General features: G+C 66.6%; 17 protein-coding genes. 10 read left to right on the top strand and 7 right to left on the bottom strand.

Annotation, left to right across the window (positions count from 1 at the left end; translation table 11 throughout):
• Positions 1–158 precede the first annotated feature (158 nt).
• From dtd to QM569_RS02780, 6 genes are all read right to left on the bottom strand, one after another.
• The gene (gene dtd, locus QM569_RS02805; protein WP_414985704.1) at positions 159–611 is read right to left on the bottom strand and encodes a D-aminoacyl-tRNA deacylase; all 453 of its coding nucleotides are present in this window, start codon (positions 609–611) and stop codon (positions 159–161) included.
• A 149-nt stretch (positions 612–760) separates the two neighbouring features.
• Positions 761–1,396, bottom strand: a complete 636-nt coding sequence (locus QM569_RS02800) for a protein phosphatase CheZ (protein WP_414985703.1) — start codon at positions 1,394–1,396, stop codon at positions 761–763.
• Positions 1,397–1,400: 4 nt separating this feature from the next.
• Positions 1,401–1,787 (bottom strand): chemotaxis response regulator CheY, encoded by a 387-nt coding sequence (cheY, locus tag QM569_RS02795; RefSeq protein ID WP_137747655.1) that lies wholly within the window; start codon positions 1,785–1,787, stop codon positions 1,401–1,403.
• Positions 1,788–1,867: 80 nt separating this feature from the next.
• Complete coding sequence (gene motB / locus QM569_RS02790; protein ID WP_414985702.1) at positions 1,868–2,800, bottom strand: flagellar motor protein MotB; 933 nt, start codon at positions 2,798–2,800, stop codon at positions 1,868–1,870.
• Positions 2,801–2,818: 18 nt separating this feature from the next.
• Positions 2,819–3,679, bottom strand: coding sequence for a flagellar motor stator protein MotA (gene motA, locus QM569_RS02785; RefSeq protein WP_414985701.1), 861 nt, complete (start codon positions 3,677–3,679; stop codon positions 2,819–2,821).
• 136 nt (positions 3,680–3,815) lie between these two features.
• Positions 3,816–5,039 (bottom strand): flagellin, encoded by a 1,224-nt coding sequence (locus tag QM569_RS02780; RefSeq protein WP_414985700.1) that lies wholly within the window; start codon positions 5,037–5,039, stop codon positions 3,816–3,818.
• Between the two features lie 525 nt (positions 5,040–5,564).
• Here QM569_RS02780 and QM569_RS02775 point away from each other — a divergent pair.
• From QM569_RS02775 to QM569_RS02755, 5 genes are all read left to right on the top strand, one after another.
• Positions 5,565–6,764 carry a flagellin gene (locus QM569_RS02775; protein ID WP_414985699.1) on the top strand — a complete coding sequence of 400 codons (1,200 nt, stop codon included), beginning with the start codon at positions 5,565–5,567 and terminating at the stop codon, positions 6,762–6,764.
• A gap of 175 nt (positions 6,765–6,939) precedes the next feature.
• Complete coding sequence (gene fliD, locus QM569_RS02770) at positions 6,940–8,373, top strand: flagellar filament capping protein FliD (RefSeq protein ID WP_414985698.1); 1,434 nt, start codon at positions 6,940–6,942, stop codon at positions 8,371–8,373.
• A 98-nt stretch (positions 8,374–8,471) separates the two neighbouring features.
• Complete coding sequence (fliS, locus tag QM569_RS02765; protein ID WP_414985697.1) at positions 8,472–8,894, top strand: flagellar export chaperone FliS; 423 nt, start codon at positions 8,472–8,474, stop codon at positions 8,892–8,894.
• Between the two features lie 2 nt (positions 8,895–8,896).
• The gene (locus QM569_RS02760) at positions 8,897–9,196 is read left to right on the top strand and encodes a flagellar protein FliT (protein WP_414985707.1); all 300 of its coding nucleotides are present in this window, start codon (positions 8,897–8,899) and stop codon (positions 9,194–9,196) included.
• A gap of 123 nt (positions 9,197–9,319) precedes the next feature.
• Positions 9,320–10,483 (top strand): ATP-binding protein, encoded by a 1,164-nt coding sequence (locus QM569_RS02755; RefSeq protein ID WP_414985696.1) that lies wholly within the window; start codon positions 9,320–9,322, stop codon positions 10,481–10,483.
• Between the two features lie 93 nt (positions 10,484–10,576).
• On the opposite strand, the gene fliE is transcribed toward QM569_RS02755, so the two are convergent.
• Complete coding sequence (gene fliE, locus QM569_RS02750; RefSeq protein ID WP_414985695.1) at positions 10,577–10,888, bottom strand: flagellar hook-basal body complex protein FliE; 312 nt, start codon at positions 10,886–10,888, stop codon at positions 10,577–10,579.
• Between the two features lie 175 nt (positions 10,889–11,063).
• On the opposite strand from fliE, the gene fliF reads away from it, so the two are divergent.
• From fliF to fliJ, 5 genes are read left to right on the top strand one after another with little or no spacing between them, the layout of a single operon-like run.
• On the top strand, positions 11,064–12,776 hold the full coding sequence (fliF, locus tag QM569_RS02745; protein ID WP_414985694.1) for a flagellar basal-body MS-ring/collar protein FliF: 1,713 nt from the start codon (positions 11,064–11,066) through the stop codon (positions 12,774–12,776).
• A gap of 18 nt (positions 12,777–12,794) precedes the next feature.
• Positions 12,795–13,790: a flagellar motor switch protein FliG gene (fliG, locus tag QM569_RS02740; RefSeq protein WP_414985693.1), complete on the top strand. Its 996-nt coding sequence runs from the start codon at positions 12,795–12,797 to the stop codon at positions 13,788–13,790.
• On the top strand, positions 13,777–14,514 hold the full coding sequence (locus QM569_RS02735; protein ID WP_414985692.1) for a FliH/SctL family protein: 738 nt from the start codon (positions 13,777–13,779) through the stop codon (positions 14,512–14,514). The genes fliG and QM569_RS02735 overlap by 14 nt, the downstream gene beginning before the upstream one ends.
• Positions 14,504–15,907 (top strand): flagellar protein export ATPase FliI, encoded by a 1,404-nt coding sequence (gene fliI / locus QM569_RS02730; RefSeq protein ID WP_414985691.1) that lies wholly within the window; start codon positions 14,504–14,506, stop codon positions 15,905–15,907. The genes QM569_RS02735 and fliI overlap by 11 nt, the downstream gene beginning before the upstream one ends.
• A gap of 15 nt (positions 15,908–15,922) precedes the next feature.
• Positions 15,923–16,372 carry a flagellar export protein FliJ gene (fliJ, locus tag QM569_RS02725; protein ID WP_414985706.1) on the top strand — a complete coding sequence of 150 codons (450 nt, stop codon included), beginning with the start codon at positions 15,923–15,925 and terminating at the stop codon, positions 16,370–16,372.
• Positions 16,373–16,374: the final 2 nt, after the last annotated feature.

Below are 16,374 nucleotides of genomic sequence, written 5' to 3'. Positions count from 1 at the left end.
TGGCCGCCCCAGGATGACCCTGGGTTGGCGCAAGCCCATTGAGGTCTATGCCGAGCACTTGGCTCGATTGAGCCAGCAGCCAGACCCTGTGCATTGAATATTTGTTGCACTTGGACTTGAAACCGCCATTTGCCACCAATCACTGGCTGCTATTGATTTCAAAGCGCCGTGGGTGCCATGCGCAGCGGAATCGTCACCGGACCGTCGTTCACCAGATGCACCTGCATGTCCGCCGCGAACTGCCCTGTGGCGACCTGCGGGTGCGCGGCGCGGGCCTGGGCCACCAGGTAGTCGAACAGCCGCCGCCCCTCATCCGGCGCGGCGGCCTGGGTGAAGCTCGGGCGGTTGCCGCCCGCGGTGTCCGCCGCCAGGGTGAACTGGCTGACCAGCAGCAGGCCGCCGCCCACGTCCTGCAGGCTCTTGTTCATCTTGCCCGCCGCGTCGCTGAAGATGCGGAGCTTGAGCACCTTGGCCAGCAGCCTGTCCGCCTCGGCCTCGGTGTCGCCGCGCTCGGTACACACCAGGGCCAGCAGGCCGGGGCCGATGGCGCCCACCGTGTGCCCGTCCACGTCCACGCGGGCTTCGCGCACGCGTTGCAGGATGCTGATCATGGTTCTTCTCTCTCCAGGGGTGCGGCTTGCACGTTGGCGGGCGGCGAACTGGCTGCAGGCAGCACCACGGCAGCCGAGGCGCTTTGCTGCTGTATTGATAGCTAACGGCGCTTGCTGGATAAGCGCTGCAGCCTGTTTTTATATAAAACCTAGAACCCGAGGCTGGCCAGCAGGTCGTCCACCTGCGACTGGTCGGTCACCACGTCGGGGGTGTTTTGCGGGTCCACCACCGGGCCTTGCAGGTGGGCGGCGGGTTTGGGTTCGGCAGAGGCCACGGGGGCGCCGGGCGGCGCGGTCTGGATGAGCAGTTGCACCAGCTGCTCCTCGATGGTGCCCGCCAGGTTCACCACGCGGGCGATCACCTGGCCGGTGAGGTCGTGGAAGTCCTGCGCCATCATGATCTCGGTCAGGTGCGTGTCGGCCTCCTTGGTCACGCGCTCCACGTCGGTCAGGAAGTTCATGATCTCGCCCTTGGCGACCGCAGCCACCGGGTCTTTGACCAGGGACGCGACCACGCGGCGCGTTTCGGCGGCGATGTAGTCGTGCTGCGCCTTGGCCTGCTCCACGCGGTTGAGCACCTTCTCGGCCGCCTCGCCGGTCAGCCGGGCGATGTAGGACAGGCGGCTTTGCGCGTCGGGCAGCTCGCCCATGGAGCCGCGCAGCTTGTCGGCGTAGCCCAGTTCGTTCAGCGCGTCGTGCAGTTGGCGGGTGAGCTGGCCGATCTTGTGGTGTACGTCGGCCGATGGCTCGGGCTGCGGCTGGCCGTTGTCCGGTGTGGCGTCCATGGCGTCACAGCCCCATCTTCTTGAGGATCAGGGTGACTTTCTCCTCCAGCGTGGCCTTGGTGAAGGGCTTGACGATGTAGCCTGCGGCGCCGCCCTGCGCGGCGGCGACGATGTCCTCCTTGCGGGCCTCGGCCGTGACCATCAGCACCGGCAGGTGCTTGAGCTTGTCGTCCTTCTTGATCTCTGCCAGCAACTGGAACCCGTTCATGTTGGGCATGTTGATGTCGGTCACCACGAAGTCGAACTTGCCGTTGCGCAGCTTGTTGAGCGCGGCCACGCCGTCTTCGGCCTCGTCGGCGTCGGCGAACCCGCTTTCCTTGAGCAGGTTGCGCACGATGCGGCGCATGGTGGAGAAATCGTCAACGATCAAAAAACGAAGGGCAGTGGTCACGTGGGACCCTTTCGGTCGGAAGGAACAGGTTCTGGAAACAGATTGTGATGGGCGGCAGGGGTGGTGACAAGTCGTAACCGTCATCTGCCGGGTGAGGGATTCTCCCGCTTTTCATCCAGCAGCTCTGCCGAAGTGATTTCCGGGATGCCCTTGCCCATGAGCCGCTCCTCGGCCTCGCGGGTCAGCACCGTGATGGTGATGCGCCGGTTGGCCGGGGCGCGCGGGTTGTTCGGCTCCAGCAGATCGCTGGCTGCCAGGCCCACGACGCGGCCCAGTTTAGCGTCTGGCATGCCTGCCGCCACCAGTTCGCGGCGCGAGGCGTTGGCGCGGTCGGCCGACAGCTCCCAGTTGCTGTAGCCCCGGTCGCTGTTGCCGTAGGGCACGGCGTCGGTGTGGCCGGCCAGGCTGATGCGGTTTTCCACGCCGCCCAGCGCCGCGCCGATTTCGCGCAGGATGTCGCGCATGTAGGGCTTGACCAGCGCGCTGCCGCTGTCGAACATGGGCCGGTTCTGGTCGTCCACGATCTGGATCTGCAGGCCGTCGGGCGTCACGTCGATGCGGATCTGCGACTTGTATTCGTTCAGGCGCGGGTTCTCGGTGATCATGGCGTCGATCTTGGCCTGCAGGGCCTTGATGCGTTCCTGGTCCTGCCGGGCGCGCTCGGCGCGCGCGGCGTCGATGCTCATGCGGCGCTGCTTGGCCTGCTCCACGTCGGAGCGCCGCACCTGGCCATGCACCTTGGCCAGGTCGTTGCCGCCGCCCGGGATGATGCTGGAGCTGTTGCCCGAGCCGTCGCCACCGGCCATCGACACCTTGAGCGGCGAGTTGAAGTAGGCGGCAATCCCCTGCAGCTCGCCCTTGGCCGTGGAGCCCAGCAGCCACATGAGCAGGAAGAACGCCATCATGGCCGTCACGAAGTCGGCGTAGGCGATCTTCCAGGCGCCGCCATGCGCAGCGTGCCCGCCCTTCTTGATGCGCTTGATGATGATGGGCTGGAGCTTCTTTTCGGCCATGCCGCCTGCCTGTGGTGGTTACTTCTTGCCCTTCACGTGGCCCTCCAGCTCCGAGAAGCTGGGGCGCACGTCCGAGAACAGCACCTTGCGGCCGAACTCGATGGCCGTGGCCGGGTTGTAGCCCTGCATGCTGGCCAGCAGCGTGGACTTGATGCACTGCAGCTCCTTGGCCGCGTCCTGCGTCTTCTGCTCCACCAGCCCGCCCAGCGGCTCCACCACGCCATAGGCCAGCAGGATGCCCAGGAAGGTGCCCACCAGGGCCGAGCCGATCATGCCGCCCAGCACCGAGGGCGGCTGCCCCACCGAGCCCATGGTGTTCACCACGCCCAGCACGGCGGCGATGATCCCGAACGCGGGCAGCGCGCCCGCCAGCCGCGCCAGGGCGGCAACGGGGGCATGCGCCTCCTCGTGGTGGGTCTCGATCTCGTTGTCCATCAGCGCTTCGATCTCGTGCGCGTTCAGGTTGCCCGACACCATCATGCGCAGGTAATCGGTCAGGAACTCGATCACGTGGTGGTCGCCGCCCACCGTGGGGTACTTCTTGAAGATTTCGGATTCGTGCGGCGCCTCGACATCCTTCTCGATCGCCATCAGCCCTTCCTTGCGGGCCTTCTGCAGAACCTCGTAGAGCATGGACATCAGCTCCATGTACCGCGCCTTGGTGTACTTGGAGCCCTTGAGCGCCGTCGGCAGCGCCGCCATCGTGGCCTTGAGCACCTTGGGCTGGTTGTTCACCACGAAAGCGCCCAGCGCGCCGCCCAGGATGGTCACGATCTCGAACGGCAGCGCCTTCAGGACGACCGCGATGTTGCCGCCGTGCAGTATGTACACCCCGAAGATGCAGCCAAAGCAGACGATGTAACCGATGATGACGAACATGATGGGGCTATTCTGTCAGAGACGCAGGGCGCGCCAAAACTGCAAGGGAGCGCATGAACGTTCGCCAGCAGACGGTCTGCCTGCATGACATGAAAAGCTCCAGGGCCAGCGCCGCCAGGGCGCGGCTGCTACGGGGTCAGCTCTGCAGCAACTGCAGCACCTGCTGCGGCAGCTGGTTGGCCTGCGCCACCATGGCCGTGCCCGCCTGCTGCAGGATCTGCGTGCGCGACAGGTTGGCCGTTTCCTTGGCGAAGTCGGCATCCACGATGCGGCCGCGCGCGGCGGCCAGGTTTTCCACCTGGATGTCGATGTTGTTCACCGAGTTCTCGAAGCGGCTTTGCAGCGCGCCCAGGTCGGCGCGGGCAGAGTTGATCTGGTCGATGGCGCTGTCGATCTTCTTCAGGGCCACCCAGGCGTCGCGCTGGGTCTCCACCGTGACGTCGTCGATGCCGACCTTTTCGTCGTCCGTCGCGGCAGTGAAGGTGGCGGTCACGGTGGCGGCGTCAAAGCCCGAGTTCGCTTCCGTAAAGCCGGTCAGGGTCACGGCCAAGGGGTCGCCGGTGGTGGCGTCGAGCTTGGACGACATGAACTCCAGCGCGTAGGTGCCGTCGGCGTTCTCGGTCAGGTACGCGGTCACGCCCGTGTCGGCCGACTTGTTGTTGATGGCCGAGACGACATCGCCCAGGCGTTCCAGGCCCGACGTTGCGGCATCGATCGCGCCCAGCTCGACGGTCGTCGTGCCGACCGTGATGCTGAGGTCGCCCGCAGCGATGGCCGTGGCGTAGTCGGTGATGGTCGTGTTGTCGCTGTCGATGCTCGGGGCCGACAAGGTGGCGTAGTCGATGCTCGACAGCCCGGCGGCGCGCGTGTCGGCCAGCGCGCCCAGGGTCACGTTGTCGCCCGAGTTGGCGCCCACCTGGAACACGGCGCCCACGAAAGAGCCGTCCAGTATCTTGGTGCCGTTGAACGTGGTCTGCTTGGCCACGCGGTCGATTTCGTCGGAGAGCTGTTTCACTTCGGCCTGCAGGGCCGCGCGGTCGGCGGCGCTGTTGGTGGCGTTGCTGGCCTGCACCGCCAGCTCGCGCATGCGCTGCAGCATGTCGCCGACCTTGCCCAAAGCGCCTTCGGCCGTCTGCGCCAGCGAGATGCCGTCGTTGGCGTTGCGCGACGCCACCGTCAGGCCCTTGACCTGGGTGTTCATGCGCTCGGCGATGGCCAGGCCGGCGGCGTCGTCCTTGGCGCTGTTCACGCGCAGGCCCGACGACAGGCGCTGCATGGACGTGGCCAGCGACGAGGCCGAGAGGCTCAGGTTGCGCTGGGCATTGATCGAAGCAATGTTGGTGTTGATGGTTGAGGCCATTGCGGAACTCCTTCAAAGAACTGAGGCATCGCTGCCATGACCAAGGACACCATTCGCAGTTGGTAACCCTAGCGTTGGAAGAATTTTTCAACAGCCCGGAAGATGGTGGCGGGGGGAAAAAAGGGCAGAAGGCCCCTTATCTCCGCTGTTCCGTGTCCTTCAAATGTCAAGCAGCCCCCGCTGCTGCGGCAGCGCCTGCTGCTGCAAACGGCGGCTGATTGCTCATGTTTTCATAGCTTAATGTGCATGCTGCATAAGCGCTAGAGGCCAATTTGGCTTGTAATCCATGGGCGCGGCCCTGCGTGTGGGGCAAGGGGCTGGCGCTCAGGGCGGAGATTTTTGTTACGAAACGCTCAAGTTTCCCCGGGGGCTGCCCGATAACCCATCCAACAGGTTCGAAGCGAATTTGTTGACCGGCAAGCGATGGAAGGATTCACGTTACTGCCGCCCCGGTCTTGGCTGCTGGCGTTGCCAGCGTTGTGACCGGCGGTTGCGCCGGAAATACAGTCACCAAGGAGCATTCAAATGGCCTCTACCATCAACACCAACATCCCCTCGCTGAACGCACAGCGCAACCTGAGCCTGTCCGCAGGCTCGCTGGCCACGTCCATGCAGCGCCTGTCGTCGGGCCTGCGCGTGAACAGCGCCAAGGACGACGCCGCCGGCCTGGCCATCGCCGAGCGCATGAACACCCAGATCAAGGGCCTGACCGTGGCCGCCCGCAACGCCAACGACGGCATCTCGCTGGCGCAGACGGCCGAAGGCGCGCTGGGCAAGGTGGGCGACATGCTGCAGCGCATGCGCGAACTGGCCGTGCAGGCCAGCAACGCCACCAACAGCACGGCCGACCGCGAGGCCCTGCAGGCCGAAGTGAAACAGCTCACCGACGAAATCGACCGCGTGGCCAAGCAGACCACGTTCAACGGTGCCAAGATCCTGGACGGCTCCTTTGCCGGCGCCCTGTTCCAGGTCGGCGCGAACGCTGGCGACAACATCACCGTCGGCGCGCTGACGGATTCTTCCGCTGCGGGCCTGTCCAGCATTGCCTACGCCGAGGCTTCGGACTCGGCTATCGACACCACCGCCATCACCGACTACGCCACGGCCATCGATGCGGGCACCCTCACCATCGAAGTTGACGGGACCACGTACGACCTGGGCGCGCTGGACGCGGCATCTTCGGCCGTGGAGCGCCTGGGTGATGTCGTCTCGGCCATCAACAACAAGTCGGCCGACACGGGTGTGACCGCCTTCCTGACCAAGAACGACGATGGCACCTACGCGGTGGAGCTGATGTCGTCCAAGGTTGACGAGAACGGCGACGCTGTGATTCCGGTCCTGAGTGGCTTCGCCGCGACGACTACGGGCCTGGGCAGCGTCACTTTTGCTGCCGCATCGGGTGACGACGTCGAGGGCATCGATACCCTGACGGTCGAGACGCAAAAGGACGCCTGGGTGGCCCTCAAGAAAATCGACGACGCCATCGACCAGGTGAACTCTGCCCGTGCCGACCTGGGCGCCCTGCAAAGCCGTTTCGAGAACTCGGTGAACAACATCGACATCATGACGGAGAACATCTCCGCATCGCGCGGCCGCATCGTGGACGCCGACTTCGCCAAGGAAACGGCCAACCTGTCGCGCACGCAAATCCTGCAACAGGCGGGCACGGCCATGGTGGCGCAGGCCAACCAGCTGCCGCAGCAAGTGCTGTCGCTGCTGCAGTAAGCCGCAGGGCAGCAGACCAGCAGGCCGGGCGGCATGCCCGGCCCCCCAAAGCGGCGACGAGGCCCCCCCGTTGCCGCTTTTTCGGCTTTTGAATGGGGCCGGTTTTTGCAAGAATCATGCAGTTTTCGTGTAACCCGGTCGCCCTTTGTGGCCTGGACGCGGCAAGGAGAGCGATATGACCATTTCATCCATCGGCGTAGGCAGCGGGCTGGACGTTGAAAGCATCATCACCCAGATGCTGGCGATCGAGACGCAGCCGCTGACGACCTTGCAGACGGCAGCCGCGTCCATACAGACCAAGATTTCGACCTATTCGCAGGTCAAGTCGCTGATCTCTACGCTGTCGGACGCGGCAGCCAAGCTCACGCTCGCCAGCTCCTGGAACGGCACCACGGTCACGTCGTCCAACAGCAGCGCGGTGTCGGCCACCGTGTCCGGCACGGCCAGCCCCACGTCGTTCACCATGTCGGTGCAGCAGCTGGCGCGTTCGCAGTCGGTGGCGTCCAGTGTCGTCACGTCCGGCAGCACGGTGGGGGCGGGCACGCTGACGCTGCAGTTGGGCACCTGGTCCGACACGTCCTCGTCGCCGACCTTCACGGCGGGCTCTGCCGATGCCGTGAGCATCGAGGTCAGCGCCACGGACACGCTGACGTCCATCGCCGCGAAGATCAACGACGCCGACGCGGGCGTCACGGCGACGATCCTGACCGACGCCTCGGGCGAGCGCCTGATGATCCGCTCCAAGGAGACGGGCGAGGCCTCTGGCTTCAGGATCCAGGCGACGGAAGACAGCGCCTCGCCCGGCCTGTCGGCCCTGGCGTTCGACCCCGAGAACGCGGCCAGCACGGGCATGGCGGCCAACACCATCCAGTACGCCCAGAACACCTTGGCGAAGATCAACGGCATCGACATCACATCGGCCAGCACCACGTTCGCCAGCACCATCCCGGGCCTGAAGATCACGGCATCGCAAGTGACGACCAGCGACGTGACCATGACCGTGGGCGCGGATACCGCCACGATGAAGGCGAACATCCAGGCGTTCGTGGACGCCTACAACGCGGTGAACACCTTGCTGAGTGATTCGACCAAGTACGACTCCGACACCGAGACGGCAGGCGTTCTGCAGGGCGACAGCACGGCGGTGAGCCTGCAGAATGCCTTGCGCATGCTCACCATGGGCTCGTCCAGCGGCTCGGGCACGCTGCAGCGCCTGTCGGACATGGGCATATCCATGGCGCGCGGCGGCGCGCTCACGGTGGACTCGACCGCACTCGACGAGGCGCTGGAAGACCCCGCAGCGCTCAAAACCCTGTTCGCGACGGAGGCCAGCGGCACGGCCAGCGGCGGTATTGCCGTGCAGTTCAAGAACTTCACCGTCGGCCTGCTGGCAACGGGCGGGCTCATGGAAAACAAGGCGACGGCCCTCAACGACGCGGTGGACCGCAACACGACCGAGCAGGAAAAGGTGAACGCCCGCGCGGAGCTGGTGGAAAAGCGCTTGCGCGCGCAGTACACGGCGCTGGACACGCAGATGGCGTCGCTGACTGCGCTCAGCACCTACATTACCCAGCAGATCGCGAACTGGAACAAGTCGTCGTCCAACTGAAGGCGCGGCATGTGCGGGCGCTGGCCTTGCAAAATAGCCCTTGAGTTTGACGCGCTGCTGCCGAAAAGAAAGGTACGCAGTCAACAGGAATGGTCGCCATGTACACCCCCGTAAGTTCCCGCGCCGCCAATGCCTACCGCCAGGTGGGCGTGCAGTCCAGTGTGGCGGGCGCAAGCCCCCACCAGTTGATCCAGATGCTGTTCGATGGCCTGCTGCAGACCCTGAACGAGGCGCGCGGCGCCATGCAGCGCCGCGAGGTGGACGCCAAGGGCCGCCTGCTGGGCAAGGCGGTGCGCATTCTGGAGGAGGGCCTCAAGGGCGCCCTGGGCCCCGAGGGCGGCGAGCTGACCACCAACCTGCACGCCCTGTACACCTATTGCGTGAACCGCCTCACCCTGGCCAACCTGCGCAGCGACGAGACGCTGGTCGCCGAGGTGGTGGCCCTGATCGAGCCCGTGGCCCAGAGCTGGGGCTCCATCGGCGGCGCAGCGCAGCAGCAAGACAGGGGCGCGGGAGCATGACGATGCAGGCGCAATTGATCGATTTCTACAAGGCGATCGAGGACAGCAGCGCCAAGATGCTGGAGGCCGCCCGCGTGAAGGACTGGGACGGCGTGGTGCGCCATGAAGGCGCCTGTGCCGTGCTCATCGAGCAGCTGCGCTACCAGTCGCAAGAGCAGGAGCTGCTGCCCGAACAGCGCCGCGAGAAGACGCGCATCATGCAGCGCATCCTGCGCAACGACGCGCAAATCCGCTGCCTGGCCGAGCCCTGGCTGGCGCAGTTCGAGCACATGTTCGAGGGCCAGCCGCAGGTGATGCACTGAGCGGCGGGAACGCCAGGGATGGGAACGCACCACTGCGTTCCCTTTTTGCATTGGGCGGCTCATGGCTGATTTTATGCAAATCCGCAGATAAAATACGGATTTGTATAAAATTGAGGTCTGCTGATGCTGCCACGCACCTTGGGCACAACCCTGCGCCGCCTGGCGGGCGTTTTCCCGGTCGTCGCCATCACCGGGCCGCGCCAGTCGGGCAAGACGACCCTGGCGCGCGCCGAATTCGCTGGCAAGCCCTATGTCAGCCTGGAAAATCCGGCGGAGCTGGCGTTTGCGCGGGAAGACCCCAAGGGCTTTCTGGCGCGTTTTCCCGACGGGGCCATCTTCGACGAGGCGCAGCGCTGGCCCGAGCTGTTCTCATGGCTGCAGGGGCTGGTGGATGAAGACCGGCGCCCAGGGCGCTTCGTGCTGACCGGTTCGCAGCAGTTTGGCCTGCTGGCGGGCATCACGCAGTCGCTGGCAGGGCGGGTGGCGGTGACGCAGCTTCTGCCCCTGTCCCTGGCGGAGCTGGGCGCGGGCGGTGCGGGTGTCACGCTGGACCGCCTAATGCTGACGGGCAGCTACCCGGCCCTGCATGCGCAGGGCATAGCGGCAGGCGACTGGTACCCGAGCTACGTCGCCACGTATGTGGAGCGCGACGTGCGGCAGGTGATGAACGTGCAGGACCTGACCACGTTCCAGCGCTTCTTGCGGCTGTGCGCGGCGCGCAATGGACAACTGCTGAACCTGACGGCGCTGGCGGGCGAGGCAGGCATCTCGCAGGGCAGCGCCCGCGACTGGCTGGCGGTGCTGGAGAGCAGCTACCTCGTACATCGCCTGCCGCCCTACCACCGCAATTTCGGCAAGCGGCTGGTGAAGACGCCCAAGCTGTACTTTCTGGACTCGGGGCTGGCCTGCTGGCTGCTGGGCATCACGTCCGAGAGCATGCTGGCCTTGCACCCGCTGCGCGGTGCGTTGTTCGAGGGCTGGGTCGTGGGTGAATTCATCAAGGCCCGCTTCAACGCGGGGCGCAGCGCTGACCTTTATTTCTGGCGCGATAGCAACGGCCTGGAGGCCGACTTATTGTTCGAAACCGAAGGCCGGGTGCAGCCGGTGGAGATCAAGTCCGGCCAGACGGTGACGCAGGACTACATTCGCGCCGGGCAGAAGGCGGGCCGGATTGCGGGAGAGGAAGCGCTGACCCCGTGGCTGGTGCATGGCGGCACGGACGGCTATGAGCGCAGCGGGGTACGGGTAGTGTCCTGGCGGGACTTGGGAGTGCTATTCATTCAATAGCTGCTGGCGCCTGATTGATCTGAGTTTGGAATGGTTTTTGTATTGAAAATAGCTTGCGACAGGCGCAGCAAGCTCATTTATTGATAGCAACCATCACACCTGCATGTTCATGATGTCCGTATAGGCCTGCACCATGCGGTTGCGCACGTGCAGCGTGGCCTGGAAGCCGATTTGGGCCTTCTGGATGGCGACCATGGTTTCTTCCAGGCTGACGGACGGGTTTTCCTTCTGCACCTCGGTCTGCAGTTGGCTGGACCGGTTCTGCGCGTCGCTGACGGACTGCAGCGCGCCCTGGAGCGCGTTGGAGAAGCCCACTTCGCCGCCGGTGCCTTGCGGTGCAGCGGCACGGCGCGCAACGCCTGCGCCCGTGAGGGGGGCGGTGGAGCTGGGGATGCGAAGGTCCATGGCTGTATCCGTAGGGTATGGGGGTATGCTGCGTATCGTAGCCAGCGCGCCCTGGCCCATCGCCCTGAATTGATGGCCAAACGCGCGGCTTATCGAGCGAACATTGGGCAGGCCCGGGCCGAATAATCGACCCCACGCCAAGCCCCGACCGGCCCTTCCCCTACCGGAAAGCAAGATGTCTGCAGTTGCTGAAGTCCCTTTGAACAACCCGCCCGCGCTCGCCGCCAGCCCCAACTGGCTGCAGCGGGTGTCCGCCCTCGACCGGGCGCAGCGCATGCGGCTGGGGGTGGGTGTGGCGCTGCTGGTGGCGGCGGCCATTGCCGCCATCGTGCTCGGGCGCCAGCCCGACTACCGCGTGCTGTTCGCCAACCTGAGCGACAAGGACGGCGGCGCCATCGTGGCGCAGCTGTCGCAGATGAACGTGCCCTACAAATACGCCGACGGCGGCGGCGCCATCCTGATCCCGGCCGAGCGCGTCCACGACGTGCGCCTGCGCCTGGCCACGCAGGGGCTGCCCAAGGGCTCGGTGACGGGCTTCGAGCTGATGGAGAACAGCAAGTTCGGCATGACGCAGTTTCAGGAGCGGCTGAACTTCCAGCGTGGGCTGGAGGGGGAGCTGACGCGCTCCATCCAGGCGCTGTCGTCCGTGCAGGGCGCGCGCGTGCATCTGGCGCTGCCCAACCAGAACGGCTTCTTCCGCGAGCAGCAAAAGCCCTCGGCCTCGGTGCTGGTGAGCCTGCACCCGGGCCGCACGCTGGACCGCGCGCAGCTCGCGGGCATCGTGCATCTGGTGGCGTCCAGCGTGCCCGAGCTGTCGCCGTCTGCCGTGAGCGTGCTCGACGACACCGGCAAGCTGCTGTCGCAGTCGCCCGACGGCGGCGCGGCAGGCACCGAGGCGAACGTGCAGCAGCTCATGTTCGTGCAGCAGCTCGAACAGCAGTACACGCGCCGCATCATGGACATCCTGGAGCCGGTGGTGGGGCGCGACAACGTCAAGGCGCAGGTCACGGCCGAGGTGGATTTCACGCAGACCGATTCCACGTCCGAGCAGTTCCGCCCCAACCAGACGCCCGATACCAGCGCCGTGCGCAGTCAGCAGGTGCTGGAGAGCCGCGACGCATCCGGCAAGGCCCCCTTGGGCGTGCCCGGCGCGGTCAGCAACCAGCCGCCCGCGCCGTCCACCGCGCCCATCAATGGCACCAACGCCGCGCCTGCGGCGGGTGGTGTGGCGCAGCAGGGCATCGAAGGCGCGCTGGGCAAGCGTGAGTCCACCATCAACTATGAGGTGGACAAGACCGTGCGCGTGACGCGCGGCAGCACCGGCGCCATCAAGCGCCTGAGCGCCGCCGTGGTGGTGAACTACCAGGCCGTGGAAGACAAGGGCAAGATGGTGCCCAAGGCCCTGACCCCCGCGCAGCTGGAGCAGATGACGGCCCTGGTGCGCGAGACCATCGGCTTCAACAAGGAGCGCGGCGACTCGGTGAACCTGATGAACACCCAGTTCCAGATGGAGCCCGCGCCTGCCACCGACGTGCCGCTGTGGAAGCAGCCCGAAATGATCGACCTGGCCAAGAGCTTCGCCTGGCCCGTGGGCGCGGTGCTCTTCGCGGCCCTGGTGCTGCTGGGCCTGGTGCGCCCGGCATTGAAGAACCCGAACCCGGCCAAGGCCGAGAAGGTCAAGGCTGGCGCCATGGCGGGCGGCAAGCTCAATGCGCTGGAGGCCGAAACCCCCGAGCGCCCGGCGCTGCCCATGCCCACCAAGAAGGACGCGCTTCCCGCCACGCCCGAGCAGCTGCGCCTGGAAGAAGCGCGCGTGCTGGCCAAGGAGAACCCAGTGGCCGTGGCCAACATCCTCAAGACCTGGCTGAACGGCGACGGGGCCGCCTGAACCTGGACGACGACCACCATGGACGACCAAGGACTCAACGAAGCCGCCATCATGCTGATGTCCCTCGGCGAGGAGGAGGCGGCCGAAGTCTTCAAGCACTTCTCGCCCAAGGAGGTGCAGAAGCTGGGCGAAACTATCGCACGCATGCGCGCCGTCTCCAAGGAGAAGGTGGACGAGGTCATCAACAAGTTCTCGGACGCCGCTGCCGCGCAGAGCCTGCTGGTGTCCGACACCGGCAACTACGTGCGCGCCGTGCTCAAGCGCGCCCTGGGCGAGGACAAGGCGGGCCTGCTGATCGACCGCATCCTGCAGGGCGGCGACGTGTCGGGCATCGAAAGCCTCAAGTGGATGGACCCTCTGTCGGTGGCCGAGCTGCTGCGCAACGAGCACCCGCAGATCGTGGCCGCCATCCTGGTGCATCTGGATGCGGACCAGGCGTCGGGCATCCTGATGCACCTGACGGACCGCCAGCGCAGTGAAATTCTGCTGCGCGTGGCCACGCTGGAGGGCATCCAGCCTACGGCGCTCAAGGACTTGAACGAGGTGCTGTTCAAGGTGCTGGCCGGTGGTGACAAGGTGCGCAAGAGCTCGCTGGGCGGCGTCAAGGCGGCAGCCGAAATCATCAACATGCTGGGCGGCAACATGGACACGGTGGTGCTCGAATCCATCCGCGGCTACGACCCGGAGCTGGCCCAGAAGATCATGGACAAGATGTTCGTGTTCGAGGACGTGCTCAAGCTCGACGACCGGGCCATCCAGACCGTGCTCAAGGAAATCGCGTCCGAGACCCTCATCGTGGCCCTCAAGGGCGCGGTGCCCGAGCTGCGCGAGAAGTTCCTGTCCAACATGTCCACCCGCGCCGCCGAGGCGCTGCGCGAAGACCTCGAATCGCGCGGCCCCATGCGGCTGTCCGAGGTCGAGGCGCAGCAGAAGGAAATCTTGAAGACCGTGCGCCGCCTGTCCGACGAAGGCCAGATCGTGATCGGAAGTGGTGGTGAAGATGCCTTCGTCTAACCCGCACCACGGATACAACCGCCTGTACGCGCGCTTCATCCCCAGCGAGGAGGTGGGCGACGTTACGCGATGGAAGTTCGGCGCGGTCGATGGCTCCGACCCCGTGGAGCCCGAGCCGCAGTCCGCCGCCGAGATCCCGCCCGAGATCGACGAGGCCGCCCAGCAGGCCCTGCTGCAGCAGGCGCTGGACGACGCCCACGCGCAGGGCCTGGCCCAGGGCCGCGAAGAAACCGCGCTGGAATGGCAGCGCCGCATGGACGACTACATCGCCGACCAGGGCCGCCAGGCCGCCCAGCGCCTGCAGGCCGTGATGCAGACGCTGGACGCCAGCCTGATCGACCTGCAGCAAGCCATGGCCCAGCAGGTGCTGGAACTGGCCTGCGACATCGCCCGCCAGGTGGTGCGCCAGGAGCTGACCGTGAACCCCAACGCCCTGCAGCCCGTGGTGCGCGAGGCCGTCAACATGCTCGTGACCGAGGGGCGGCCCGCCACGGTGCGGCTGAACCCTGCCGACCTGGACACCCTGGCGCGCGAGGAAATCGACGGCCCCGGCGTGCAATGGATCGCCGACCCCGCCGTCGCGCCCGGCGGCTGCCTGGTCGAATCGGCGGGCACCGTGGTGGACGGCAGCCTGGCCAAGCGCTGGGAGCGCGCCATCGCCGCCCTGGGCCTGCAGTCGCCCTGGGAGCACGAAGCCCCGCCGGAGGAAGGCGATGACCGTTGACGCCCCCGCATCCCCCACATCGGCCTGGGAGCGCTTCATGCAGGACGCGCGCGAGCGCGTGGCCGAGCCCGCGCCGCTGGAGACGCGCGGCACCCTCACGCGCCTGACCGGCCTGGTGCTGGAGGCCGTGGGCATCCGCGTGCCCGTGGGCTCGCAGTGCATGGTGCAGATGCCGGGCCATGCGCCCGTGCTGGCCGAGGTGGTCGGCTTCTCGGGCGACCGCGCCTTTCTGATGCCTGCGGGCGACATCCATGGCCTGTCGAGCGGCGCCAGCGTGACGCCCGCCGCCCCCTACATCCCGATTCCCAGGCTGGGCGAGCCGCCGCGCCCCGTGCAGCGCGCGGGCGTGCTGCGCCTGCCCATGGGCGAGGGTCTGCTGGGCCGCGTGGTCGATGCGCAGGGCCAGCCGCTGGACCACGGCGGCCCCGTGCAGGACGTGGTGTCCGAGCCCATGGGCCGCCGCCAGATCAACGCCATGGACCGCGACCCCGTGCGCGAGCCGCTCGATACCGGCGTGCGCGCCATCAACGCTTTGCTGACCGTGGGGCGCGGCCAGCGGCTGGGCCTGTTCGCCGGTTCGGGCGTGGGCAAGAGCGTGCTGCTGGGCATGATGGCGCGCTACACCCGCGCCGACGTGATCGTGGTCGGCCTGATCGGCGAGCGGGGCCGTGAAGTGAAGGAATTCGTCGAGGACATCCTGGGCGAGGAGGGCCGCGCCCGCTCCGTCGTCGTGGCTGCGCCAGCAGACGCGCCGCCGCTGCTGCGCATGCAGGGCGCGGCCTATGCCACGGCCGTGGCCGAGCACTTTCGCGACAAGGGCCAGCACGTGCTGCTGCTCATGGATTCGCTCACGCGCTACGCCATGGCGCAGCGCGAGATCGCCCTCGCCATCGGCGAGCCGCCCGCCACCAAGGGCTACCCGCCAAGCTGCTTTGCCAAGCTGCCCGCGCTGGTCGAGCGCAGCGGCAACGGCCTGCACGGCGTGGGTTCCATTACCGCGTTCTACACCGTGCTGTCCGAAGGCGACGACCAGCAGGACCCGATCGCCGACGCGGCACGCGCCATCCTGGACGGGCACATCGTGCTGTCGCGCGCGCTGGCGGAGACGGGGCACTTCCCGGCCATCGACATCGAGCAGTCTGCCTCGCGCGTGATGCACAACGTGGTCGAGCGCGGTCACTTCGACCTGGCGCGGCGCTTTCGCGCCGTCTATTCGCGCCACCAGAAGAGCCGCGACCTGGTGCAGGTGGGTGCGTACATGAGCGGGTCCGACCCGTTGCTGGACGAGGCCATCCGCCTGCAGCCGCAGATGGCGGCCTTTCTGCAGCAGGACATGTTCGAGGCCGCCTCGATGGAACAAAGCATCGCCGGCATGGCGGCGGTGCTGGATTGATCGGCCATGTCCAGCCTGAACGCGCTCAACGCACTGACTGTGGCCATCGAGGCCGCCGTCCGCAAGCGCGACGAGGCGCGCCGGGTGCTGCAGGACGCGCAGGCGGCGCAGCAGGGCGCGCGGGCGCAGCTCGACCAGATCGAAGGCTACGCGCGCGAAACCGAGGCACGTTGGGGCGTCAAGGCCGACGCTGCAATGAAGCCCGAGGTGCTGTACCACCACTACCAGTTCATGGGTCGGCTGGGCCACGCGGTCGGTATCCAGGCCGGCGTGGTGGACCACCACAGCCAGCGCGTCGAGGCGGCCCGCCAGGCGCTGCTTCAGGCCGAACTGCGCCTGGCCAGTCTGCGCAGGCTGGTGGACAAGCGCCGCCAGGAACTGGAGCGCGCGGAAATGCGCAGGGACCAGAAACAGACAGACGAGCGCGCCGCGCTGCAGTACCGCAGTGCGGGCCAGGAGCATTGACC

This window comes from Acidovorax sp. (genome assembly GCF_047607405.1).
In the GTDB taxonomy this organism is placed as follows: domain Bacteria; phylum Pseudomonadota; class Gammaproteobacteria; order Burkholderiales; family Burkholderiaceae_C; genus Acidovorax.
Note: the sequence above shows the minus strand (reverse complement) of the source record. Positions and strands in the feature narration are given on the sequence as shown.

What these genes read in the sequence shown, in the direction of transcription:
- dtd (WP_414985704.1), bottom strand. Translation starts at nt 611, where the DNA reads ATGATCAGCATCCTGCAACGCGTGCGCGAAGCCCGCGTGGACGTGGAC.
- QM569_RS02800 (WP_414985703.1), bottom strand. Translation starts at nt 1,396, where the DNA reads ATGGACGCCACACCGGACAACGGCCAGCCGCAGCCCGAGCCATCGGCC.
- motB (WP_414985702.1), bottom strand. Translation starts at nt 2,800, where the DNA reads ATGGCCGAAAAGAAGCTCCAGCCCATCATCATCAAGCGCATCAAGAAG.
- motA (WP_414985701.1), bottom strand. Translation starts at nt 3,679, where the DNA reads ATGTTCGTCATCATCGGTTACATCGTCTGCTTTGGCTGCATCTTCGGG.
- QM569_RS02780 (WP_414985700.1), bottom strand. Translation starts at nt 5,039, where the DNA reads ATGGCCTCAACCATCAACACCAACATTGCTTCGATCAATGCCCAGCGC.
- QM569_RS02775 (WP_414985699.1), top strand. Translation starts at nt 5,565, where the DNA reads ATGGCCTCTACCATCAACACCAACATCCCCTCGCTGAACGCACAGCGC.
- fliD (WP_414985698.1), top strand. Translation starts at nt 6,940, where the DNA reads ATGACCATTTCATCCATCGGCGTAGGCAGCGGGCTGGACGTTGAAAGC.
- fliS (WP_414985697.1), top strand. Translation starts at nt 8,472, where the DNA reads ATGTACACCCCCGTAAGTTCCCGCGCCGCCAATGCCTACCGCCAGGTG.
- QM569_RS02760 (WP_414985707.1), top strand. Translation starts at nt 8,897, where the DNA reads ATGCAGGCGCAATTGATCGATTTCTACAAGGCGATCGAGGACAGCAGC.
- QM569_RS02755 (WP_414985696.1), top strand. Translation starts at nt 9,320, where the DNA reads ATGCTGCCACGCACCTTGGGCACAACCCTGCGCCGCCTGGCGGGCGTT.
- fliE (WP_414985695.1), bottom strand. Translation starts at nt 10,888, where the DNA reads ATGGACCTTCGCATCCCCAGCTCCACCGCCCCCCTCACGGGCGCAGGC.
- fliF (WP_414985694.1), top strand. Translation starts at nt 11,064, where the DNA reads ATGTCTGCAGTTGCTGAAGTCCCTTTGAACAACCCGCCCGCGCTCGCC.
- fliG (WP_414985693.1), top strand. Translation starts at nt 12,795, where the DNA reads ATGGACGACCAAGGACTCAACGAAGCCGCCATCATGCTGATGTCCCTC.
- QM569_RS02735 (WP_414985692.1), top strand. Translation starts at nt 13,777, where the DNA reads ATGCCTTCGTCTAACCCGCACCACGGATACAACCGCCTGTACGCGCGC.
- fliI (WP_414985691.1), top strand. Translation starts at nt 14,504, where the DNA reads ATGACCGTTGACGCCCCCGCATCCCCCACATCGGCCTGGGAGCGCTTC.